Origin of the sequence: Dysgonomonas gadei ATCC BAA-286 (assembly GCF_000213555.1) — a bacterium.
GTDB lineage: Bacteria > Bacteroidota > Bacteroidia > Bacteroidales > Dysgonomonadaceae > Dysgonomonas > Dysgonomonas gadei.
Map to the genome: position 1 here is coordinate 85,108 of NZ_GL891989.1, position 24,901 is coordinate 110,008.

The following is a 24,901-nucleotide window of genomic DNA, read 5'->3' on the forward strand; positions in this document are numbered from 1 at the left end:
TTCTATTGATGAAATAGAAAAATTAGATAAGTATATATGCCAACTATACAAGTTATCTCAAGAAGAAGTTGAATTTATTGAGAACTTATAAATTGTATTTCTTCTTCAGATAGTCCATACATTGCATATATAAGATTGTCTATTATAGTTTCAAGGACTGTTGTATTCTCATTCTTTTCTTTTTTTATTAGCATTTCTTCTACTAACTTAATGAATGGCTCTTGCTCAAAATCAGATAATAATGGGATTGGAAATAGATTGACATTTTGACCACCAACTTGAACATCTCCAACTCCTGTCTTGTTCATGTTGGTAATATAGCTATACCATTTTATTACATTAGAGTTCAAAACAGACAGTAGATATTCTAGGTATGATCCTGTCAATATATAACAGGCATTATTCACAACATACTCATTGGAATCAATAGAAAAAGCCATTTGATTTCCAATAATCTTCCATATAATTTTTTGTTTATAAAAATCCTCCCAATAACTTATACTATCCTGCGTCTCAAACCATTGATTATTAGTCTTTTTTCTTGATCCTGTTTCTCCTGTCTGTTTTAATCTATCATATCCAAAGTCCATAAGATGTTGTTTTACAGCAGGATATTGATCTATATTTATCTTTAGACTTGGAAATGTCGTAATTAGATATAGATCAGCGAATTGATATCCATACCTCTTAATATCTCTACCTCTGAGTAACGGTCGTATAATTTCAGCAGATTTTGAATCCTCTTTGATTAATTTTTCTTTCGTTTCGCTGTCAATTATAAACGCTTCGTTATATCCAGTTAAAACACCTCGATAAATATCGATATCCCAATCCTTCAAAGGTGTTCCAACTAACTCTATCTTAGACCTTATACTCTGTTCAAGAGAACTCAAAATTACCCAGCTTTCTACTCCAAACTCACAATTAACACTATTCTGTCTAATAAAAACGCTCAAATCTTTTATACCTTCCTTTTTGACAATACAAGCCTCTGTTTGTTGTCGGTTTTTATCCTTCTGGAACATTAAAATATTCACATCCACAGTGGCTTCATCAAATACATTAATACCTGCAAAGTCCACTAATAATACAGGATTTGTCTGCTCCACAAAATATCTGCGCATACTTTCTCCATATCCTGCACGCATCCATTTATTAGACGTAATGAATGATAAAAAGCAGTTTTTTCGAAGAATATTATTTCCTAATTCGTAGAACAAGCAATAGATATCTCCTGTACGTTCAAAGGTTTCAAATTCCATTTTTTGATAGATATCTGTTATCTCTCCCATCGACTGAAGCTGAATGTACGGTGGGTTGCCAATGATAGCGTCAAAACCAATAAAATCACCATCCTCATTTAATACTTCTGGAAATTCAATACGCCATTCAAATGCATTTTGAAATATTTTATTATTTTTGATTTCTTCAATAATAGCAGAATATTTTCCAACAGCATTTTGAGCTAAATCTATTTTCTTTTGTAAAGCTTTTTTTTCTTTGGGTGTTCGCTCAAATAAATCTGGTGCTGTTAAATCGGATAATTCTTTTTTTGCTTTAAACAAGGATTTACTATTCTTATCGTTTTTGCTAATTTCAGTTTTTAGATTAGTTTTAATCTCTTTAATAAATTGTTCTAAACGTTTTTTATCTTGCTTATTGTGGGCATTCCTATAATTATTAACAGCCTCTTTATATTCTAAAATCGATATATTCAGCCCTCGAAGAATCGGTTTTAAATTTTCGTCTAAGCCGAAACGACTAATTAATGAATTTCCACATTTGATATTAATATCAATATTAGGTAGAGTTTCTAATCTATTGGTCTTAGTTATGTAATAGGTATGTTTCAAAAGTTCGATCCATAGACGAAGTTGACAGATCTTTACAGAATTTGGATTAAGGTCAACACCAAATAGGCAGTTTTCAATTATGGTTTGCTTCTCATGAAATAATGTTTCTTGTACACGCTGACTCTCGTGATGGTGAGGGTTGTACTTGAATATACCATATTCATTATCGCTGACTATCAACTCATCATTCTCTACACTAATCTTATAGCCTCTTAATAATTTCCCTTCTCTATCCGTAAGAATACCGAGTTCTGATTTTAAATAGATCATTTCATTTAGACTTGAAACTAAAAAATGACCTGATCCGACAGCTGGATCACACAACCGAATAGAATTGAATATCTCATTCGCTTCTTTTATATCTGAGATTTTATTATGTAGATCTATGATTGTTTTGCATTCCCAACCTTTAGTCTCATTAAATTTTTGTATAACAGTGCGAGTTATAGTATCCCTACACATAAACATAGTAACAAAGCTTGGAGTAAAGAAAGAGCCATCTTTGTATCCGTTTATTTTTTCAAAGATCAATCCAAGAACAGACGCTGATATCAATGCTTTATCTTCCTCTTGTATATCTTCTGAACTTTCACTGCTAAAATCATAGGCATCAAGAAATTTCAATAAGTATTCTAAAGGAGTAAGCCTCTTATCAACTTGTCCTTTAATCTTCAATACAGATTTAGAGTATAATTCTATTTTTGCTTTATCTTGAAGTCCGCTAATCGCAATAGTATAACCCTCTAATTCCGTTGGTTCGAAAAGAGAGCTATTCAGATATGGAACATGAGAGAATTTTTCTTTTAAATTTCCATCTCGCCGCTCGTCTTCTTTGCGAGCTAATATTTGAAAGAATAAACTATTTAAATCATCATACCCTTCAATTTTATCAGTTGAAAGAAAAGAATATTTTTTATTCCCGTCGTGATATTTAATAATTTGAGCTTCTAGCAATTTTAAAAACAGGACTCGATTGACCCACGTAATGCTTAAGTCTAGAGCTACATTATATAATTGGTCCTCATAGGTGTTTCCATATTGTTTTATGTTAGATAGCATAGATAATTTATCCATCGCATCTAATTCGTTTATCGCATTTTCAATAATTGAACCATTATCCCTTTTTCCTTGAGACTTTCGAACAATAAATTTTTGAGACTTTTCTTTGACCTCTTCTAAGCCAAGTATATGTAAAAGCTCTGCATAAAACTCTTTGTTTAACTCATTATAATCTTTAGCAAAGGATAGTTTGAGTAAATGAATCGGAGATAAAAACTTATAAAGAGCAATTAGTTTTCTATCGTCCTCCTTATCCTTATTACGCATAATTTTATCATAATCCCTAATATCAAAATGAGTATATGGGATTTGATCTTTCACTTTCTCTATTTGAGGCGATGCGATCTCCTTGTAAAAGTGGTTTGTAGATGAATCATCCGAACGTTTATTTTGGAATTGTTCAAATAAGTCTACAAATTTCTTATCATCATAGAATAGTTTTTTGAAGTCTTGAGCATCAAAAATAAACCACTCGTTGATATTCGTAATAATTAAATATCGTAGTTCTAGATTCTTGTTTGCCTTACGTTCTCTGAGATAATAAAGAACCAATTCTTGAAATGCTTTAGCATTGAGGTTTTCTTTGCTGATCATTTCACTCTTGTTAGTTGGCTTCTTTACTTCTATCAAGACGCCAACAGGTGATTTAGTATCTTTCTCGTTATGAATAACTAAATCTGTTCTACCATATGTATTAATATAGTGATTGTTTTTATAGTAAACGGAATTTAGGAAATCTATAATTAGGTTTTTATGAAACTCCTCCGATTCAGTATCGTTTATTTTATCCAACAGAGAAATAAACTCTTGTTTAAACAATTCTATTTCTTTGCGATCCGGTTTTTGTTTTAAAAATGCTGGATTTAAAGCTTGTTTAGGAGTTTTCATAATATTGTATGATATATAGATACGTTTTTATTAAACACAAAAATATAACATATAAAATGTAAAGTATCCTTTTTGTTTAGAAATATGTAATGAGAGCATGTGAAGAATAAAGCCAGAAAGAGGAGGAGTTTTTTCAATAAAAGATATAACTTTATAAACTCTATATTATAAAATACTGCATTATGAACAGTCTTTTTGTAAATTTATTAGAAGAGCGGGATATAAAACCAACAGCTATTCGCATACTGGTACTAAAAGCTATGCTTGAATTTGACAGAGCATTTAGTTTGTCAGATTTAGAATCTCAACTTGACACGATAGATAAATCTACAATATCAAGAGCAATACATTTATTTCATGAGCATCAATTAATACATAGCTTCGATGATGGCTCAGGTTCTGTTAAGTATTCTGTATGTAGTCGAGATTGCCATTGCAGCATTGAAGATATGCACGCTCATTTTTATTGTAATTATTGCAAAAAGGCATTTTGCCTGGATAATATATCTATTCCCGGATTTCAATTATCACCCGTTATGCAAATAGAAAGTGTAAATCTTGTAATTAAAGGATATTGCGGCCAGTGTAATAAGCTCATTAATTCATGATATTTGTTATCTACAATCCTTTTTTCAATAAATATACAAACTTAAAACCTTTCTTTAACAAATAATAGAAGTCTGCAACTGAGTTGCATAAATTTATTTTTATATTTGTAGCATAAAGAAAAACAAAATGAGACCATTTGTCTTTATAATAAGTATTTATTTTCTGTGTCTTGCCTTGCTTCCATGCAATTGCAATATACAGACTATAGATTCTTTACAAGATAAGACAGAACAAGTTTCAACAGCTCATAGTGAAAGCGATACTGCTCAGGAAATATGTACTCCGTTTTGCGCATGTTCCAGCTTTCACAATCCCAATTTTATAGCAAAAAATAGCTTTGACCTGCGAAATATAGATAGTACTCCGGTCAAGAAGATTGCTATTTATAATGAAAACCAAACTTCATCTCATCTGGATAGTCTTTGGAGACCCCCTAAGGCTTAAAATATAACATTCTTGTATCCAATTTGATACGTCTAAAGGTAGATGTATCGTACAATCCTATTGTTATATTTTAATATTCAAATTATGTTTCAAAAACTGATTAAATTCTCGATAGAGAATAAATTGGTAATTGGAGTCATGACTGTAGCCCTCATTATTTGGGGGACTTATTCCCTGTCTCAATTACCATTCGACTCTACCCCTGATATCACCAATAATCAGGTGCAGGTCATTACTCAGGCTCCATCCTTAGGAGCACAGGAAGTGGAGCAGTTTATTACTACTCCCTTAGAAATGGCTTTAGCCAATATTCCCAAAGTTATAGAAAGAAGAAGTATCAGCCGAAGTGGCTTATCCGTTATAACCATTGTATTTAAAGAAGATGCTGACATTTATTGGGCACGTCAGCAGGTAGACCAGCAACTAAAAGAAGCGGAGGAAGTTATTCCTCAAGGAGTAGGTAAGATTAGTTTAGCTCCTATATCTACCGGATTAGGAGAGATCTATCACTATACAATACGGGCAAAAGAAGGCTATGAGGATAAATACAGTATATCTGACTTGCGTACCATGCAGGATTGGATCGTTAGAAAGCAACTCTCAGGCACAGAAGGTGTAGCAGAGATAAGTGGCTGGGGAGGTTTTGTAAAACAATACGAGATAGCCATTAATGCGGATAAACTCAATGCTGTAAATATAACAATCCCTGAATTGTATACTGCACTTGAAAACAATAACGAAAATACAGGAGGGAGCTACATTGAACAATACAGTAATCAGTATTTCATACGAGGGTTAGGTATTGTCAAGTCTTTGGAAGATATAGAAAAAATACCGATTAAAACAGTCAATGGTACTCCTATCCTTGTTCGGGATGTAGCAAAAGTACAGTATGGAAATGCAACACGCTATGGTGCTGTAACCCGAAATGGAGACGGAGAAGTTGTTGCAGGTATTACCCTGATGTTGAAGGGTGAAAACTTTCAAGAGGTAATAAAAAATGTAAAAGAGCGTATGGCTCAGGTACAAAAGAGCTTACCGGAGGGAGTCATTATTGAGCCGTTTATTGACAGGACACAATTGGTAGACAGAGTAACGAATACTATTACCAAAAACCTGATAGAGGGAGGATTGATCGTTATCTTCATTCTTGTACTTTTCTTAGGGAATTACAGAGCCGGATTGGTAGTAGCTTCCGTAATACCACTATCTATGCTGTTTGCATTTGGTATGATGCGTGTGTTTGGTGTAAGTGGAAACCTGATGAGCCTCGGAGCTATCGACTTCGGATTGATTGTGGATGGGGCGGTCATCATTGTCGAGGCCGTCTGTCATCATATAGGAGTCATGAAAGACCGATATAAAGGGAGGTTGCTGACACAGGCAGAAATGGATCAGGAAGTATTTGATTCAGCTTCTAAAATAAGGAATAGTGCCGCATTTGGAGAAATCATTATCATGATTGTTTATATTCCACTTTTCACTTTGGTCGGTATAGAAGGTAAGATGTTCAAGCCAATGGCTATGACAGTGTTCTTTGCCATATTGGGTGCATTTATTCTATCTCTAACTTATGTGCCTATGGCAAGTGCGTTGTTTTTAAGTAAGAAAACTGAGCACAAGCGGAATATCTCAGATAAGCTAATGGATAAGCTTAACAATTTCTATCGTCCTATTATAACCAAAAGCTTGAATTGGAGCAAAACTCTAATCATAAGTATGGTTGCACTGTTTGCAGTCAGTGTATTCATGTTTAATAGAATGGGTGGCGAATTTATACCTAATCTCGAAGAAGGCGACTTTGCGGCAGAAATAAGTATGGCTCAGGGAACATCCTTGTCACAGATGATTAAAAGCTGTTCTCAAGCTGAAAAAATACTCAAAGAACAGTTTCCTGAAGTAAAACAAGCCGTAAGCCGTATTGGTAGTGCCGAAATTCCAACTGATCCGATGCCTATTGAACGAGCGGATATGATGATTGCTTTAATTCCTAAAAAAGAATGGACATCAGCCAAAACCAAAGAGGAGCTGATGGAGAAGATGGAAAAAGCTATCGGAGAGATACCCGGATTAGGAGTGGAAATGACACAGCCGATACAGATGCGAACCAATGAGTTAGTGACAGGTATTAAACAGGATGTAGCCATTAAAATTTATGGGAATGACCTGGAAGTACTTAGCTCATCAGCCAATAAGATAGCCTCTTTGATAAAAAAAGTAGATGGAGTAAGTGATCCGTTTGTTGAAAAAGTTACCGGATTACCACAGGTTCAGGTTACTTATAATCGAGATCAATTAGCGAAATATGGTATATCAGTCAAAGATGCCAATATGGTACTTAAAACAGCATTTGCCGGAAATGAGGCTGGATATGTGTTTGAGGAAGACCGTAGATTTGATTTAGTATTAAGAATGGATAATGATCTGAGAAATAATATCTCTTCATTAGAAAATCTATATCTGCCCCTTTCATCAGGAGGAACAATCCCTCTTTCTCAAGTGGCTGAAATTAAATATGAAGATGCACCTGCACAGGTAACACGCGAAAATGGAGAGAGACGAATTTATGTCGGATTTAATGTCAGAGGACGTGATGTCCAAAGCACTGTGTTTGATATTCAGAATATATTAGACAAAGAATTCAAACTACCGGCAGGATATTATTATACATACGGAGGACAATTTCAAAATCTGAAAGAAGCAAAAGACAGATTGATGGTTGCCGTTCCATTAGCATTGTTATTAATACTCTTTCTTCTATATGCCACATTGAAAAGTGTAAAAGAGTCCTTGTTTGTATTCTCTGCCATACCACTTTCGGCTATTGGAGGTATCTGGGCTCTATGGTTACGTGACATGCCTTTCAGTATTTCGGCAGGTGTCGGGTTTATAGCTCTGTTCGGTGTTGCGGTATTAAATGGCATTGTTCTGATTGGGCAATTCAACATATTTGAAAAAGAAGGGATGACAAACATTCGTGAGAGAGTAATCGAAGGGTGTATGCTGCGCCTTCGTCCGGTAATTATGACTGCGCTTGTCGCATCATTAGGATTCTTACCAATGGCTTTATCTACAGGCGATGGAGCCGAAGTGCAAAGGCCTCTCGCAACAGTGGTAATAGGAGGATTATTAACTGCAACGGCTCTAACATTGGTTGTGTTACCTTCTATCTATAAAACATTTACTAAAAATAAACAGGAATGAAAACAAAAATAATAATATCGACTATTGTATTCATAACAATGACTGTTGTTTTAGCTCCGTCTTTATTTGGGCAAAATACAACAAAATCATTGGAGGAATGCATTCAATCGGCAATAGATAACAACCTGACCATGAAGTCGGGTCGTATCTCAATTGAAAGAGCAAAAGACTTGCAAGGCACAGCTTTTAATATTGATAAAACAAGCTTTTCGTTAAGTCAGGACCCAACATCAGGAGGAAGCCCTGATAATAGCATATCATTAAGCCAAAGTTTTGAGTTCCCTACAGTGTATGGTTCTCGCAGAGGCTTATTGAAAGCCGAAACGAATCTGGAACGAAGTAATTTGGACGTTACACGCAATGAACTTGTAAAAGAAATATCAGCAACATATTATCAATTGCTTTATGCAAAGGAAAATATCAAAATATTACAGGAACAGGACCGTATTTATGGTAAATTCTTATTCCTCGCCAATGCAAAGTTGAAATCAGGGGAAACAGGACGTTTGGAACAGATGAATGCTGAACGACTCTATAATGAAAACAGAATTGAGTTACAAAAGGCTGAAAAGAATTATCAGAGCATACAACTAATCTTACAACGCTGGATGAATACGGATGAGGCAGTCGAACCTGTTGAGCCGACTCTGACTGTTTTGGATGCAGTCTATCCTTTTAATGATTTCAATCCGGAGCAAACACCACTTGGAGAGGTTTATGCTAATAAAAAGATCATAAGCGAAAAGAACCTCAGTGTGATTAAACAAGGATATCTGCCCAGTTTCAATTTTGCATTGAAAAACCAGTTTCTTATAAAAGGTTTTAACCCGTATGATTTACAAAGAGAACGTTTTGACAAAGGTAATTTCATGGGATTTGAAGTAGGAATAAGTGTTCCTCTATTTTTTGGAGAACAAAGAGCCAAAACAAAAGCTGCTAAAAGAGAAGTCGAAATAGCAAGGGTTCAGCAGGAAGAGGTTATGCTTACTATGCGTAAGAATTATCAGACTTATCTGAATGAATATACCAAGGCTAAAAATGCTTTGGACTATTATTCACTTCGTGGCAGCAAACAAGCAGAAGATATAACACGGATATCACAGGTTTCATATGAAAAAGGAGAAATAGATTATGTCGAGTATATCCAGAATTTAAAGACCGCAGTAGAGATACATTTGCTATATGCAAATGCTATCAATGACTACAATCAAACAATCATTATGTTAAACTACCTGCAAGGAAATAAATAACAAAAAATTATGAAAACAATATATATAGCGATAATTGCTTTGTCTCTTATATTTTTAGGGTCATGTGGACAGAAGCCTAAAAATGAGGCTGAAAAAGAAAAAGAAGGTACAGAAGAATCTCATGGTGGCGAATCGGTAGAAGTAGAGCTAACCGAATCACAAATGAAAGCTGTGGATATTCAACTTGGCAAAATTGAACAGAGAGACTTAAATAGTATTATTCGAGTAAATGGCGAAATGGCCTTGGATCCACAGAAAAAAGCGGAGGTAACCTCTTTGTTAGGAGGGATCATCAAACAGGTAATGGTGATTGAAGGTCGAGCCGTGAGTGCCGGACAAGCTGTAGCCTATCTCGAAAATACGGAAATAGTGGAGTTGCAAAAGAATTATCTGACAACTAAAAAAGAGGCATTGATTGCCGATCAAGAATACAGAAGACAAAAAGATTTATCCACTCAAGGTGCAGGGGTTGAAAAAACTTTGCAGCAGGCAACAGCTAATTACGAGATAACTAAAGCGCAGCTAACAGGTTTGGAAAAGCAGCTAAGACAATTATCCATTAGCCCCGAACAGGTTTCTTCAGGTAATATGGTTACTCAAATTCCGATAAAAACGCCTATTTCAGGAACTGTCAGCAAAATCAATATCAGTACCGGAAGTTATGTCGATATGCAAACACCACTAATGAGTATTACCGATAATGCAGGTATACACTGCGATGTTAAAGTCTTTGAAAAAGATATTAATATGGTAAGAATCGGACAGGAAGTGGATATTACCCTCACCAACCAACCCGGTGTTAATCTGAAAGGTGAGATTTATGAAATCAACAAGTCTTTCGAAGGGGATACCAAGGCAATTATCGTTCATGCAAATATAAAAGGTAAGACAGATATCAAATTGATTCCGGGTATGTATGTTACCGGATTGATTAATGTTGGAAAACAAAAAACTGATGCTGTACCCAATGATGCCATTATCAGCAATGAAGGAAAGAAATACATATTTGTGTTAGAGAAAGAAGCTAATGAAGAAGGTGTAAAAACTTATCATTTTGAAAGGATTGAGGTATTGACAGGTATAAGCGAACTAGGATATACACAGATAACTCCGGTAAATAAACTGGAAGAGGGTGTGACTATCGTTAAAGCTAATGCATTTTATTTAGCATCTATGAGTACAGATCATGGTGAACATGGTCATTAATCTTTTTGAAACATTAAATAATAAAATCACATGAAAGAGATAAAAGCTTTTATTAAACCGTTTAAGGTTAATGATATTCTAAGAGAACTACTTTATGCAGGATTTCCAAATCTTACTGTTTCAATGGCTGAAGGCACAGGGCATTTAAAAAGTGAAGATGCTTCTTTATCCATGAATTTTGCACTTACCAATAGTAAAGTTGCGAAGATTGAGATAGTGTGTAACAATGATGATGTGGATAAAATAATTACGATAATATCAACATATGGTAAAACAGGTAATTCAGGAGACGGTATAATCTATGTCTCTGATGTTGAAAGAGCAATCAGAGTCAGAACCGGATTGCCTGATGACAGGTGGCTTCTTGATTAGTTATTAATTTTTAAAATAGAGTCAAGATGTTGAAAAATGATATTGGAATAAATGCCGGAGTAATATGGCAATTATTGTCTAATGAAGGAGCATTATCCGTAAGACAAATAGGGGAATTGACCGGATATAATGATAAAAACATATGTTTGGCATTAGGATGGTTATCTCGAGAGAATAAGATCCAGTTCATTTACAAAAATGAAATACTCTATCTTGAGTTGAATAGCTCTACGAGTGAAATGTATTATTAAATACTTATAGCAATGAATACAGAGAATAATTATAAATGCACATCTTGCGACTCTACCGAGTCGCAGATGTTTGAAAATAACTGGAAGCAGTATATCCCGGTTTCAATAAGTTTACTTATGCTACTTGTTGGTATTACGATGGATAATTTTATTCCAGATATATTTAACGGCTATCTTCGTTTAGGGTTGTATATTATAGCTTACATCCCTGTTGCCTTTCCCGTTTTTAGGGAAGCCGTTGAAACGATCAAGGAAAAGGATTTCTTTACTGAGTTTACACTTATGGGGATGGCTACACTTGGAGCTTTCATTATAGGCGAATATCCCGAAGGAGTAGCTGTAATGGTATTTTATACGATTGGTGAATTGTTTCAAGATTCGGCTGTGAATAGAGCCAAAAGAAACATTAAGGCATTGCTTGATGTACGTCCTGACACAGCAACTGTTTATAGAAATGATTCATATCAAACAATATCTCCTGAAGAAGTGGAAATTGACGAAGTTATTCAGGTAAAAGCCGGAGAGAAAGTCCCTTTGGATGGAATAATGCTTACATCATCAGCAAGCTTTAATACAGCAGCATTAACAGGGGAAAGCAAACCGAAAACTATTTCAGCCGGTGAAACTGTACTAGCAGGAATGTTGAATCTTGATAAAGTGATCGAAATAAAGGTTGCTAAAAAGTATCAGGATAGTTCTCTTGCCAGAATCCTAGAAATGGTGCAAGATGCAACTTCCCGAAAAGCAAAGACAGAGTTATTGATCCGTAAATTTGCCAAGATATATACTCCGATTGTATTCCTGTTAGCTCTCTTTATAACAGTCATTCCTTATTTTGTGGTGAGCGACTATATATTTAGCGAATGGTTATCCCGTGCATTGGTATTCTTGGTAATCTCCTGCCCATGTGCATTAGTTATTTCTATCCCATTAGGCTATTTCGGCGGAATCGGAGCAGCTTCTAAAGCAGGCATACTCTTCAAGGGAGCTAACTATCTCGATTTAATGACTAAGGTCAATACAGTCGTGATGGATAAAACAGGTACTTTGACCAAAGGTGTGTTCAATGTGCAGAAAGTTGCGTCGGTCGATGAAGATAAGCAAGAGGAATTTGTCGCTATTGTTGCTGCCATAGAGAAATTCTCAAATCATCCCATTGCTAGAGCAATTGTTCAATTTGCAAAGGATTCAGATAATTATACAGCTACAGATGTGGAAGAAATATCAGGGCATGGACTTAAAGGGATCGTAAATGGAGAAGAAGTATTGGTGGGCAATGCTAAGTTGATGCAGAAATTTAATATCTCTTATGACAGAACAATTGAATTTATAGTTGAGACTATTGTGATTGCAGCTATTAATGAAGAATATGCGGGCTATATAACAATAGCGGATGAGGTAAAAGATGATGCACAGGCTGCTATTTCAGATATGCATTTATCTGGAATCAAACAAGTTGTAATGTTGAGTGGGGATAAATCTTCCATAACGAATAATGTAGCATCCAGCCTTGGTATTGACAGTGCCTATGGGGACCTCTTACCTGAAGATAAGGTTCGTCATATAGAGGAACTGAAAACAGAAAAGAATAATGTCATTGCTTTTGTCGGAGATGGAATAAATGATGCTCCCTCACTGGCATTAAGTGATGTTGGAATAGCAATGGGAGGAATGGGGAGTGATGCTGCTATCGAAGTGGCCGATGTAATCATTCAGACAGATCAACCATCCAAAATAGCAACTTCGATTAAAATAGCTAAAGCTACAAGGCAAGTTGTCATACAGAATATAGTATTGGCATTCTCGGTTAAACTGATTGTACTTATTTTAGGTGGTTTTGGTTTGGCTACCATGTGGGAAGCGGTCTTTGCTGATGTTGGGGTCTCTCTGCTAGCAATACTAAATGCGGTCAGAATATTAAAAATGAGGTTCTGAAAGTCTTGTAACTAACACTATTATCGTCATGAGTAAAAAGAGACGTATAAGAAGATTAGCAGCAAGAAAAGAAACTCCATCAAAACTGAATCCCATTATAAAAAGATATCTTTCTCTGATAAGTATATCTATAGGTGCTTTGATGGGAATAATTGTATGGCTTATATTCTTCAGATGTAAGAGTGAACATTGTCCAAATCATTTTAATCCGATTCCATATATGGTAGTGTTTGGGTTTAACACATGGATTATAGCTAATTATATTTTCAGAAAGTAATTTTTCAAAATTTCGTTTGGCTGAACACAACTCTTTAGCTCAGCCAAGCGAATCTTATTTTTATAAAAAAACAATGAATAACATATCGGTTTGTATTGTCTTCTTCTTGCTCTTATTTCAATCGGTAAAAGCGGATACAGTAGATAATGATACACTACAAAGCAACTACCCAATCATCGATTTTTCGATTCAGGGCAGTGATATACCTTCTACTAATTTAATTTCTGTAGATACAGTCATTTCTGACAAGATAAAACCTGTAAAACAGCTTAAGTTTTCATATAAGCAATTAATTATTCCTTCGGCTTTAATTGCTTATGGTGTATTTGAAACAGCTATAGAGCATAATTATTTGCTTAACAGGCAGGTAAAGCATGAAGTAACAGAACATATTGATTCGAAGTTTACCATAGATGACATTTCTCAATATGTTCCGGCAGGAAGTGTATACGCACTGAATTTAATGGGGATAAAAGGTAAAAATAATTTTAAAGACAGAACCTTTATTCTAGGAATATCTACTCTTTTTATGGCAGCATCAGTAAATACGATAAAGTATTCAACAAAGATAGAGAGACCAGATAAATCAGCGAAAAACTCTTTTCCCTCAGGTCATACAGCGGTAGCTTTTATGGGTGCAGAATTTCTTTGGCAGGAATATAAAGATGTTTCAATATGGTATGGCATAACAGGCTACACCATTGCAACCGGAACAGGGATATTTCGTTTATATAATGACAAACATTGGTTTGCAGATGTTATTGTGGGAGCCGGACTCGGTATTCTAAGCACCAAGGCTGCTTACTGGCTTTATCCCTATTTGCAGAGGAAGTTTATGAACAAAGGTACATTTAGCAAACAAATCTCTTTTAGCCCTTTTTATAATGGAAAACAAGGAGGTCTGGCTATAGCCTTATCTCTGTAATAGCTATTGTTGGAGACATGTCCTATATGAACTAATTATAGGTTTGAGCGATTATTATGACTTATTCTTTCTTCGACTAGTCTAAAATAGGTATCTAATACATAAAAAACAGAATACAATAATACAATGGAGCAATTTATTCGCAATATAAAAGAAAATATCAATAAAGAAATTCAGCTTATTGATTCTGAGGAATGTAATATCTTTCAGAAATCTATTAGTATTATTTCATTATTGGAGTCTACATTTGATGAATTAAAAGAATTTGTTTCAAATTATACATTTAAAAGTCCGCTTGATGAAATCATCTTTTTTAAAGAGACGAAACCTCAACTTTTTAGCATTCTAATTTACCATAGAAAGATATATAATCTGGAAATGCGAATGCCCACCGGAAGTTGCATCGATCGCAAAAATTATTTAGAAGGAATTTTAGGACGCATAAAGTATTTTTTCGATAATAATGCTGACTTCTATCAATATTATCGTTCAGGAAGTACCCACCTTGATAAATATTACTTTCTAAGAGGTAAGCCAGATATTCAGTTAATACAGGATTGCTTCTACTTTGAAAGGGACTCTAAATTCTCTACGAGCTTTGATTTTAAGGTTTCGAAGATGATTGCCAATGAGAGATTAACGGTATATGTAAACAATAAACTCCTACATATTAGTAATCTCGAATCCAATATTCAAGACTCATTTAATTTGCCAAAGGCAAGACTGACATGGACTGCTAAAAAAGCAGAACTTGTTGAGCAGATTTACGCATGGGATAACGCAGGTTGTTTCAATAATGGCAATACGAATATAAAAGAGCTAGCGGAATATATTGAAACTGTTTTCAATATCAATTTGGGTGACTTCTATCACACGTTTCTGGAAATTCGAGAACGTAAAGGTAGCCGTACTTTATTTTTAGATAAATTGATAAAGCTTCTCGAAGAAAGAATGGATGGATTAGATAATAAATGAGCATGATTTTTATAAAAATACACTATATTTGTCGATAGGAAAATAACACTATTCAATAGCGGACAAAGAACAGCCAATAGCTGTCAATTAGCTTCTCCTAAAGTGTTCACCTCAAAGCGATCTGATCAAGTAAAGTATTGAATAATATATGGTTGATAGGTGTGGTTCACAAGCCCCCGCTTCCGCAATATCGTTTGACTATCAGATGATTATGAAATAAAGGGACTAAAACGAGGACTAAACGTCTGTTTTAGTCTCTTTTTTATTTAAAGTATTCTTTAAAATTGAATCATTCCGTTCCCCATGCTATGCTCTTCAAAAAAAGTTAATATCTCAGGTACTAATAATTTACTTTCATCTAATTTCTGATATAATGATTCAAAGTGATTGAAGTAATTCATTTTGGAAAACTTGTAATCCTTATATTTATAAAAGGTCATTTCTTGTCCCTTGGATACAGTGATTAGCATTGTATTATAACTTAAACCAACAAAATCACATATTTCTAAATTATTTTTATCATATCCACCCCATGATAATGAATACATAAATTCATCCATATCGTAATCCCATTTTGCAAATACTTGCTTTAATGGAATATCTTTTATCTTACCATCTAAATATCCAATATACATTCTCTTCTCATATTCTAATTCAACTTCAATTTGATAAGATGGTATGTATAAGATTCCATCTGGTCTTGATAGAGCTAAGTATATAGAGTAGATTATATTCATAGGGTTGTAAATAGAACATTTTGCATCTTTAATATTTTTGTTTTGAAGAATATCTAATATATTGAATATATGATTTTTCCAAACAATATTATCAGATAAACAATTTCCAATTTGACGTCTCAATCTATGAATGTTAGCTTTATTTGAGAAATCAATCTTAGATTTAAACCTTTCTCCAGTTGTTCCGTCTGCACCCAATATTTCTTCTTCAATCTGATTATCTGAAAGAATTATATTTTTAGATAATGACCCATATTTTTTTATCTCAATCAATTCCCATCCTTGAACTTCTTTGAATAAATCATATTTAGCGGGCTTTCCAATTTCAACGGAATCTGCATGTGGAAAAGGTTCTGTTTCGATTAGTAACCCGTTTAGTTGCTCCATCTTATCAAGTGAACTCGCCTCATCATCATTTAGAATCTCATCAATAGATTCTTCCAATTCTGAATATTGTGAAAGTATATCATAGTATTTTTCTAATGAAAGTAATTGATTTGTGGAATATATCATGTATTTGTAGTCAGGCATTGATTTTTCATAAGTAGCGGTTATATCATAATTTCCAAAATTATTAATCGCAAATTCCTTAATTGAATTAAGTGTCATTTCTCGATAACCCTTAGGAGCTTTAAGGATAATAAGAACAAAACTTTCAACGTTACGATTTAAAAAGAAATCACAATGCTCTTTAATACCTTTTTGAAGGGATTGTTCCGATATATAATATCTTGCCATCTGATGAGCACTTAATATTCGGTCTTCATTAGTTGCTGCTTTTTCTATTTTTCTTGCAGACAAATTATTCTCATCAGATATGCATAATTTGAAACCTTCAACTTTTAGATCAACATTGGAAACAAAAGAAGAGAAAGGAACGAGTAATTCATCCCACTCAGTGGAAACTATAACCAATTCTATCTCATCTGTTTTTATAGCAAGATTTTCTTTTACAGCCTCTAAATATTTAAATAATTCGTGTATAGCTTCTCTTGCTGTAGCGTTAGATTTTTTAAGTTCGATGACAATATATTTACCATTTCTATCATGAGCCAAAATATCAATGAAACTACGAGTGCCTATCTCACTTGGTAAATATTTTTCTTTCTCTAAAAATTGGTAATTATTATTCAGTATACTAAGGTCTTGAACCAATAAGTCTCTAATTTCACTTTCCTTCATAATATATTATACTATAGGTTTTCTCAAAACTACAAATAAAAAATATTAATAACCTTTTTTTATTTAATCTATTTTTAGATATATATTAAAGGTCTTTCTATCCCTCATCAATAAACCTATCCCTCATCAATAAACGAAAATTCAAAAAATAGATATAACTTTTAATTTAATTCGATAAATAAAAAAGCTCATAATATATGAGCTTGTATTATAGATTGGATATATAACTACTTCTTTTTCTGAATCTTTTCTACTTCTTTTAACGGGAAACTCAATATGTTAGCTATTTCTTCAATACCAATATTTGTATTATATATAAACAAAAATACCCTCTGAAAAAGCAAAGGGTATCTTAATATATTATTCTTAGTCTTATTTTTTGTCTTTCAATACTTCCTGTAATAGCTGTACTTTTTCCTGTTCTGTCTTGAGCATTCGTTCATACAACTCTATTACTTTGTCAAGCGGATTAAATGAGCATTGATGATAAGTATTGGCAACTGTACTGTCGTGGAATGTGTTTGCAACAAAATTGATAGCAGCATCCTCACTGAAGTTTTTTATGGCATCAACAGAAATATTAAGAGCAGCAGCAATTTTATCTAAAGTTTCATCATCCAGTTGTGGAGTCGATTCAAATCTGGAAACAGTTTGTTGAGATACGCCTATGCGCTCGGCTAATTCTTCTTGTTTTACGCCCAGTATTTCTCTCAGGCGTTTAGCATTATATCCGTAATCGCTTTTCTTTGTTTCGAAAGTTGTTTCCATATTTTATACTGTGAATGTTAAATTGTATAATTCTCAAAAGTACAAAAATAAACATAATCAATAAGTTTTTTACTCACAAAATCAGATTATTTACTTCCTGTATGGATATAATACACAGTATTAAAGTAAGAACTTTGCCTTATATCTTTTAATATCTACATATGGGAGAGACAGCCAACAAACTCACAACTATTCAAATCTATTTATTAAACATTCCTGAGCCTTGCCATACGGTAACCGATAAATACAATGGCATGCACTTTACAGATTTATCTCAGACTATAGAATGCCATATCTCATAATTTTTACAGTTTACACCCTTTGCTGGCTATACATAATTTACTCTCTGTATAATGTCCCAAGCGATATAGAGTTATTTGGTAAAGAGATAGAATGATATGATTATAATTAAACATTACTTTTCGACTATACACAAACTTAAAACAGATGTCAATAAGTAAGTTATGGCTGTTGCCTTTCCCTGATGCTCCCGAAACACTAGTCGGGGGCATCTTTTTTTGCTTATATAGGATAATTTACATCAACTGCAACTCTCAACTTGCGAATTTCTTTGAAAATTAACGGGTTCTCACTGTCTGATAAGTTGCCGTTTGATAATCCTATTCAATGAAAATAGTGAAAAATGCTGTAATTTGTCATTTTCTTCTTTACTTGCCGACTAACATATAAAAAGCAAATTGATTGATGGATATTAATATTGATTTGGAAAAAGCATTTATAGAAATGGTTCATAATAATGAGCGGATTATCTATAAGGTTTGCTCTTTTTATATATCCGATGAATTTCCGATGACCGATCTGTATCAGGAGGTCGTTTGTAATCTCTGGACGGCCTATCCCCGTTTCAGAAATGAAAGTACAGTCTCTACGTGGATATATCGCATTGCTTTGAATACCTGTATCTCGGGTATGCGGAAAGATATGCGCAGGCCAAAAGGTACGCCAGTCTCTGTACTGGAAGACTCTCTTACTGCGCCGGAGAATATAAGTGAACAAATTAAGGAGATGTACAGGTTGATTCATCAGTTGAATACCATCGAGCGCGCCATTGTCTTGCTTTATCTCGAAGAGAAGTCGTATCAGGAAATAGCAGATATTACGGGGTTGACAGTGAGTAATGTAGGCACAAAGTTGAAACGGACTAAAGAGAAGCTGAAACGGTTGTCGAATCTTTAAGCATCAAGAATTATGGAACTGAACGAATTAAAAAATACATGGCTATCCCTGGATGAACGGCTCAGGAAACAGGAATTGCTGAAAGAGAATATCCTGAAGGAAATGCTACAAGCCAAATCCAACAAAGCTCTGAGCAGGCTTGTCAACTTTGAGTTTCTGGGAATAGTGCTTACTATACTGGGTATCCCCTTTCTTATATTTATGCTTGCACACGAGAACTTCTATCCGATACAGATAATCTTTATGTATTTTATAATAGGATATGCTGTTGTGGGTATCTTTTTTCAGCTAAGGAAAGTATATATTTTGCTGAAAATAGATTTTTCCAAGTCAGTAAGAGCCAATATCAGGCTGATGCAGCGGTTCAATATTCAGATAAAATGGGAAAAGATAATATCTTTCTCTATCATACCTCTGATGGCTCTATTTATATTGTCTCCGTATTTTACAAAAAACGTGGAGATGTGGAGATGGGTGGCTATTATCGCTGTTTTCTTAATAGTCGCCGTTATAGCATATTGGCAATATAAGAAAATTTATGATAAGAATATAGGCTCGATACTCAAAAGCCTTGAGGAACTGAAAGAACTGGAGGAGGATAACGAATAACAACTATGAATATATTAAATATTATATGGGACATCGATCCCGTTTTGTTCAAAGCCGGGCCTATCCAGTTCAGATATTACAGCTTATGCTGGATATTAGCTTTCGCCAGCGGTTTTTGTGTGTTGAAAGTAATATACGAGAAAGAGAATATCCCGCACGAAAAATTGCTAAGCCTGCTTATCTACATCTTTTTCGGTACGCTTATCGGAGCCCGCCTGGGGCATTGCCTGTTCTATGACCCTGTTTATTTCCTGACCCACCCATTGGAGATGCTGTTGCCTTTCGGGAAAGATGAATATGGCGATTTTATATTTACTGGTTATGCCGGACTAGCCAGCCACGGAGGGGCAATCGGTATCGTTATAGCAATCGGAATATATTCGTATCGTTATAAAGTTCGGGTATGGGGCATCCTCGACCAGCTGGCATTGGTAGCTCCATTGGCCGGAATGTTCATACGTCTGGGCAATTTCTTTAACTCCGAGATTGTAGGATATCCGACTAATATGCCATGGGGTGTCGTTTTCAGCAGGGTGGATAATCTTTCCCGCCATCCGGCACAATTATATGAAGCAATAGCATATTTAGCTATTTTTATTGTCCTGTATTACTTGTATACCCGAAAGCAGGAGAACTTTCAAGCCGGATTTTTATTTGGTTTAGCTTTAATCCTTATTTTCTCTTTCCGTTTTTTTGTGGAGTTTTATAAAGAGGTGCAGGAAGACTTTGAGAGCGGAATGCTTTTCGATATGGGACAATATCTGAGTATTCCTTTCTTTATTGGCGGCATTGTGATTATAATACTAAAACATAAAACACATAAGGGAATATCCTGACTAAAGGTGGCTTTTTCTTTTCGATTTATCCCAATGTTTTTATAAACCATTTTTCATAATTTTATGTAAAAAGAACCGATTGTTCGATTTAACCCGTATTTTTATGAAATTATTGATAACACAACATACGCTTTATGGAAGGATTCCTTATATTTCTTTTGATTATACTTATTGTCGGTATATTCATAGTCCCGATTATCATACTGGCTAAAATAGGCACTATAAATAAGAATATTGACTATTTGAACACTGATATGAATAACCTCAATAAACGCATGACGGATCTTCATAATCATACTGCTTCGAGAGATGATGCAAAAGATATACTGAATGCGATGGATGATCTTAAAGTTAAAACGGGCTTTACACCGGGTGTGGTTTCACCCCTGTCGGATACTAAATTGGAAAATGAGCTTGTGGCAAAAGAAGAACCGGTCATTGAAGATATTCATAAAGAAATTGAAGAAGAAGTAAAAGCCCCTGTGACAGAGGATATCCCGGTAATGGCTCAGACCGGAAATTTAATAAATGAAGAATCCGGACAGGAGATGTCTCCGGAGCCGGAACAGAAAGAGTCAGAAGAAACACCTCCACCTTTTGCCGCATTTAACCGTAGCAAGAGATCGGAACCCATAATTGAGGAAATACTACCGAGATATCGCACGGCTCCTGTTCAGCAGAATGATGACGAGGACGATGATGATCCGGATAAAAACTTTATAGAAAGATTACTTGGCGAAAACTGGCTGAGTAAGGTCGGTATAGTTACGCTGGTATTGGGTATAGGCTTCTTTGTGAAATACGCTATCGACAAGGAATGGATAAATGAAGTCGGCCGTGTGGGGATCGGTATTCTCACAGGTGGTGTCCTTATCGGCATCGCTCATAAGCTGAAATCGAAATACCATGTATTCTCGTCCATATTGGTGGGTGGAGGTATCTCTGTATTTTATATAACGATTACACTCGCATTCAGGGAGTATGAACTATTCAGCCAGTCTGTCGCCTTTGGCTTGCTGATTGCCATTACTATATTTTCTGTTATTCTTTCCTTGTACTACGACAGGAAGGAACTCGCTATATTCTCCCTGTTGGGTGGATTTGCGTCACCATTGATGGTGAGTACGGGGACAGGAAATTATATCGTTCTGTTTTCATATATACTTATCCTGAATACGGGTATGCTGGCCGTATCCTTTGTGAAGAAGTGGCGGATAATAGGTATTATCAGTTACGTGCTCACTCTTTCATTTTTCTGGGCATGGACGTTAAGTGATTTCAAGGATCAGTTTGTATGGGCTACTGTGTTCACGGTTCTGTTCTTTATCCAATTCTATGTACTGGCCCTTTTCGACCATTTCAAATCGAAAGATAAGATCACGGCCTATCAGGCATTTTTGATACTGACCAATAACCTGTCTGCGTTCCTTGCATGCCTGTATATATTCGACCGTTATGAATATGATGTCAGGGGACTTGTAACTATTGCCATTGCCGCAGTTAATGCCATAGTAATGCTGACACTGTTCCGTAAGAGCAAGGTCGACCGTAATCTTATTTATCTGATTATAGCCGTAGTGATGACCTTTGTCAGCCTTGCCATACCAATGCAGATGCATGGGCATGTGATTACGATGTTCTGGGCAGCTGAAGCTGTTTTACTATTATGGTTGTGGCAAATGTCGCACATAAAGGTATTCCGGTTGGGCTTTATTGTTATAGCTGTACTGGTGCTTATTTCGTATGCGATGGATATCAATTATAATTACAGGTATGATGATGCTTTGCCTTTCTTTGTCAATAGGATATTTATTACGGGAGTGGTTGTGATTGCCAGTTTTGTGATCAATATGTTGCTGTTGAGAAGGGAGGATGCAGATTCGGATATAGAGATAGGCGGATTTGAGACTATTTCGATCAGTGCTGTTGCCAAGGCTTTTGACTTTATTGTAATTGTCCTCACATTCTTTGTCCCTTTTCTCGAGTTGAACTATCAATTGGAACGTTTTACAGACACCGATATAGTATCCAGTTTCCGTTATCTGGCTTTAGCTACTTATACGACTGTGTATGTTGCCGTTTTGGGGCTTGTCTATAGAAAACAACTGGTTGCAAAGGCGCATATTTTCGTCTTACTGTTTTTCTCTATTCTTCTTTACTCGTTTGTATATACCTATCTGGCTATAGATTTACGATTCGATATATTTGTCCTTAACGCATATAGTACCAATCATTTTCTGATTCATCTGATTTCTTTGCCGGCTATCGTATATATCACATATCTGTTAGCGAGAAATGTAAAAAAAATATCAGAAGACTGGTTTGCCCCCCTATGCTGGTGTCTGGTTGTCATGTCGGTTGCTATACTAAGTATAGAGGTGGATAATATTGTGATCCTGCTGTTGGGGAATATTGACAACTATGATAGTTTATTATATGATGTGCATACATTCGGGTATCCTATCCTGTGGGGTGTCATTGCTATGATACTTATGATCTGGGGGCTGAATCGTAAGGAAGTATTGTTGCGGAAAATATCATTGATTTTCTTTGGGGTGATTATTATTAAATTCTATGCATACGATGTGTGGCATATGTCGCAGGCCGGACGTATTGTTTCGTTCATCATGCTGGGAGTTATCCTGTTGCTGGTATCATTCCTTCAGCAGAAGATAAAAACACTGGTTAAGGACGATAGTCCGGCAGAAGATATTATCGAAGAACAGTCTAAAAAAGAAGAGTAAATGAAACTATATTTATTTATAATCCTGTCTTTATTATTATCTCCGGGAGTCTTTGCCCAGTCAGTCTGGACGGAGGAGATTCAGCCTGTAGAGGTTAGTGGATATTACAACATCCAACTCGGACAAGGAATAATAGCGCAGTCTTTGGATAGCGATTTGTCCGATCTGAAAATACTGGATAGTAAAAACAACGAAGTTCCCTATTTCCTGCGTTCTGTAAATCCCATACGGGAGATAAGCCGGTTCGAGAATTATAATCTGAAGCAGAATCAGGTAAAAGATAGCCTGAATATTGTTACAATAGACAATCAGGAAAAAGAAGATATAAACCGTTTCTACATTATTGTCCGCAAAGCAGATGTGAGTAAGTATGCATCTTTACGCGGAAGTAACGATTTGAAGCAATGGTATATTGTTAGGCAAAAGACGAGTGTGTCGGGCTTCGGCGATGCAGACGAGGTGCTGATTCTGGACTTTCCGAAAGGAAATTACAGGTATTATGAGATAACACTAGAAAACAACCAGAACAGCCCGTTGGAAGTCCTTAAAGTGGGAAAGATAAAAAACTCCAATATATACGCTCAATTTACAGAATTGCAGTTGGGATACTTTTTTCAAAAGGATAGTGTCTCCGACAAAAAAACATATATAACTTTTCCGAATTCTCAGGATACATATCGTATAAGTAAGTTGGAGATAGGTATAAACAATAAGGCTTATTTCTTTCGCCATGCTGTAATGTCGGACTCCATATCTCACAGCCGTGTTACATTTGACCTCTCCTCAAAAGGAAATAATACCTTCTTTATAAACAGTTTCTTGTTTAGCCGTAATACTTCTATTGCAATAGAGAATCACAATAATCCGCCTCTCAAAGTAGATTCCGTGAAGGCTTATGGTCTTAACCGCTATGTATGTGCATACCTGGAAGAAGGACAAAGTTATATTGTTAGGGTAGGGTCAAAGGATAAGACGCCCCCTAAATACGATATTGAATACTTTCAGAACGATATTCTGGCTGACCTTCCTGTCATCAAGACCAATAATCTGCAAAGTATAGTTGTTAAAAATACTGAGCAGGTCAGGGAGCTTTCATGGATAGAAAAACCTGTATTTCTCTGGGGAGTAATTGTTATTATAGGCTTATTTCTCCTGTTCATCTGTGTAAAGATGATCAGGGAAATGAAAAAGAAGTAGCCGGGAGGGATATAATGAGAATTACTTTATCTATAGAAAGAACTGTTAGCATTTGACTGATAGTTTAGAGCTCTTTGAAGTAGTGATTGGCAAATTTGCGAATTAGCATATTAGCAAATAAGTGAAAAGACTGTAACCTTTACATACGCTTCGCTCCTGTGACCGTTGGTTGTTACCTTTTATTTTTAACCACGGAGAACCAACGGTCGGAGCCAAAAAGGAGTAGCATGGAGTTTTTAGAAGAAAAAGTGACAATAAAAATTGTGTGAAAAGTCGTCAGGTTTGTCAGGTTTTGTACATAAGCTATCGGCTATCAGCTAATAGCTAAAAATGTGTTACCTTTGTTACTTTTTACATTTATTACTTACCACTCATTATTTATA

The 24,901-nt window shown here is 35.2% G+C and carries 18 protein-coding genes; 15 read left to right on the forward strand and 3 right to left on the reverse strand.

The window, feature by feature from the left end:
- Positions 1 to 74 precede the first annotated feature (74 nt).
- A complete protein-coding gene (locus tag HMPREF9455_RS17545; protein WP_006801085.1) occupies positions 75 to 3,800 on the reverse strand; it encodes a DUF7149 domain-containing protein in 3,726 nt (1,241 codons plus the stop codon).
- Positions 3,801 to 3,982: 182 nt separating this feature from the next.
- Between HMPREF9455_RS17545 and HMPREF9455_RS17550 the strand changes: the two genes are divergently transcribed.
- The 10 genes from HMPREF9455_RS17550 (at position 3,983) to HMPREF9455_RS17600 (ending at position 15,248) form a co-directional block, all read left to right on the forward strand.
- Positions 3,983 to 4,408, forward strand: coding sequence for a Fur family transcriptional regulator (locus HMPREF9455_RS17550; protein WP_006801086.1), 426 nt, complete (start codon positions 3,983 to 3,985; stop codon positions 4,406 to 4,408).
- Between the two features lie 127 nt (positions 4,409 to 4,535).
- Positions 4,536 to 4,853, forward strand: a complete 318-nt coding sequence (locus HMPREF9455_RS21975; RefSeq protein WP_006801087.1) for a DUF6660 family protein — start codon at positions 4,536 to 4,538, stop codon at positions 4,851 to 4,853.
- A gap of 84 nt (positions 4,854 to 4,937) precedes the next feature.
- Positions 4,938 to 8,057 (forward strand): efflux RND transporter permease subunit, encoded by a 3,120-nt coding sequence (locus HMPREF9455_RS17560; RefSeq protein WP_083820982.1) that lies wholly within the window; start codon positions 4,938 to 4,940, stop codon positions 8,055 to 8,057.
- Positions 8,054 to 9,307 (forward strand): TolC family protein, encoded by a 1,254-nt coding sequence (locus HMPREF9455_RS21595; protein WP_006801089.1) that lies wholly within the window; start codon positions 8,054 to 8,056, stop codon positions 9,305 to 9,307. The genes HMPREF9455_RS17560 and HMPREF9455_RS21595 overlap by 4 nt, the downstream gene beginning before the upstream one ends.
- A 9-nt stretch (positions 9,308 to 9,316) precedes the next feature.
- On the forward strand, positions 9,317 to 10,513 hold the full coding sequence (locus HMPREF9455_RS17570) for an efflux RND transporter periplasmic adaptor subunit (RefSeq protein ID WP_006801090.1): 1,197 nt from the start codon (positions 9,317 to 9,319) through the stop codon (positions 10,511 to 10,513).
- 30 nt (positions 10,514 to 10,543) lie between these two features.
- Positions 10,544 to 10,885: a P-II family nitrogen regulator gene (locus HMPREF9455_RS17575; protein ID WP_006801091.1), complete on the forward strand. Its 342-nt coding sequence runs from the start codon at positions 10,544 to 10,546 to the stop codon at positions 10,883 to 10,885.
- Positions 10,886 to 10,911: 26 nt separating this feature from the next.
- Positions 10,912 to 11,136, forward strand: coding sequence for a winged helix-turn-helix domain-containing protein (locus HMPREF9455_RS17580; protein ID WP_006801092.1), 225 nt, complete (start codon positions 10,912 to 10,914; stop codon positions 11,134 to 11,136).
- 66 nt (positions 11,137 to 11,202) lie between these two features.
- Positions 11,203 to 13,071 carry a heavy metal translocating P-type ATPase gene (locus HMPREF9455_RS17585; RefSeq protein WP_306540389.1) on the forward strand — a complete coding sequence of 623 codons (1,869 nt, stop codon included), beginning with the start codon at positions 11,203 to 11,205 and terminating at the stop codon, positions 13,069 to 13,071.
- Positions 13,072 to 13,421: 350 nt separating this feature from the next.
- Positions 13,422 to 14,273, forward strand: coding sequence for a phosphatase PAP2 family protein (locus HMPREF9455_RS17595; protein WP_006801095.1), 852 nt, complete (start codon positions 13,422 to 13,424; stop codon positions 14,271 to 14,273).
- Positions 14,274 to 14,399: 126 nt separating this feature from the next.
- A complete protein-coding gene (locus tag HMPREF9455_RS17600) occupies positions 14,400 to 15,248 on the forward strand; it encodes an RteC domain-containing protein (RefSeq protein ID WP_006801096.1) in 849 nt (282 codons plus the stop codon).
- Between the two features lie 278 nt (positions 15,249 to 15,526).
- On the opposite strand, the gene HMPREF9455_RS17605 is transcribed toward HMPREF9455_RS17600, so the two are convergent.
- Positions 15,527 to 17,167: an endonuclease NucS domain-containing protein gene (locus HMPREF9455_RS17605; protein WP_006801097.1), complete on the reverse strand. Its 1,641-nt coding sequence runs from the start codon at positions 17,165 to 17,167 to the stop codon at positions 15,527 to 15,529.
- 372 nt (positions 17,168 to 17,539) lie between these two features.
- On the reverse strand, positions 17,540 to 17,935 hold the full coding sequence (locus tag HMPREF9455_RS17610) for a helix-turn-helix domain-containing protein (protein ID WP_006801098.1): 396 nt from the start codon (positions 17,933 to 17,935) through the stop codon (positions 17,540 to 17,542).
- A 705-nt stretch (positions 17,936 to 18,640) separates the two neighbouring features.
- Between HMPREF9455_RS17610 and HMPREF9455_RS17615 the strand changes: the two genes are divergently transcribed.
- The 5 genes from HMPREF9455_RS17615 (at position 18,641) to HMPREF9455_RS17635 (ending at position 24,518) form a co-directional block, all read left to right on the forward strand.
- Entirely contained in the window at positions 18,641 to 19,132 is a 492-nt protein-coding gene (locus HMPREF9455_RS17615) for an RNA polymerase sigma factor (RefSeq protein WP_006801100.1), read from the forward strand.
- Positions 19,133 to 19,144: 12 nt separating this feature from the next.
- A complete protein-coding gene (locus tag HMPREF9455_RS17620) occupies positions 19,145 to 19,741 on the forward strand; it encodes a hypothetical protein (protein ID WP_006801101.1) in 597 nt (198 codons plus the stop codon).
- A gap of 5 nt (positions 19,742 to 19,746) precedes the next feature.
- A complete protein-coding gene (gene lgt, locus HMPREF9455_RS17625) occupies positions 19,747 to 20,577 on the forward strand; it encodes a prolipoprotein diacylglyceryl transferase (RefSeq protein ID WP_006801102.1) in 831 nt (276 codons plus the stop codon).
- Positions 20,578 to 20,711: 134 nt separating this feature from the next.
- Complete coding sequence (locus tag HMPREF9455_RS17630; protein WP_006801103.1) at positions 20,712 to 23,321, forward strand: DUF2339 domain-containing protein; 2,610 nt, start codon at positions 20,712 to 20,714, stop codon at positions 23,319 to 23,321.
- Positions 23,322 to 24,518, forward strand: a complete 1,197-nt coding sequence (locus HMPREF9455_RS17635) for a hypothetical protein (protein WP_006801104.1) — start codon at positions 23,322 to 23,324, stop codon at positions 24,516 to 24,518.
- Positions 24,519 to 24,901: the final 383 nt, after the last annotated feature.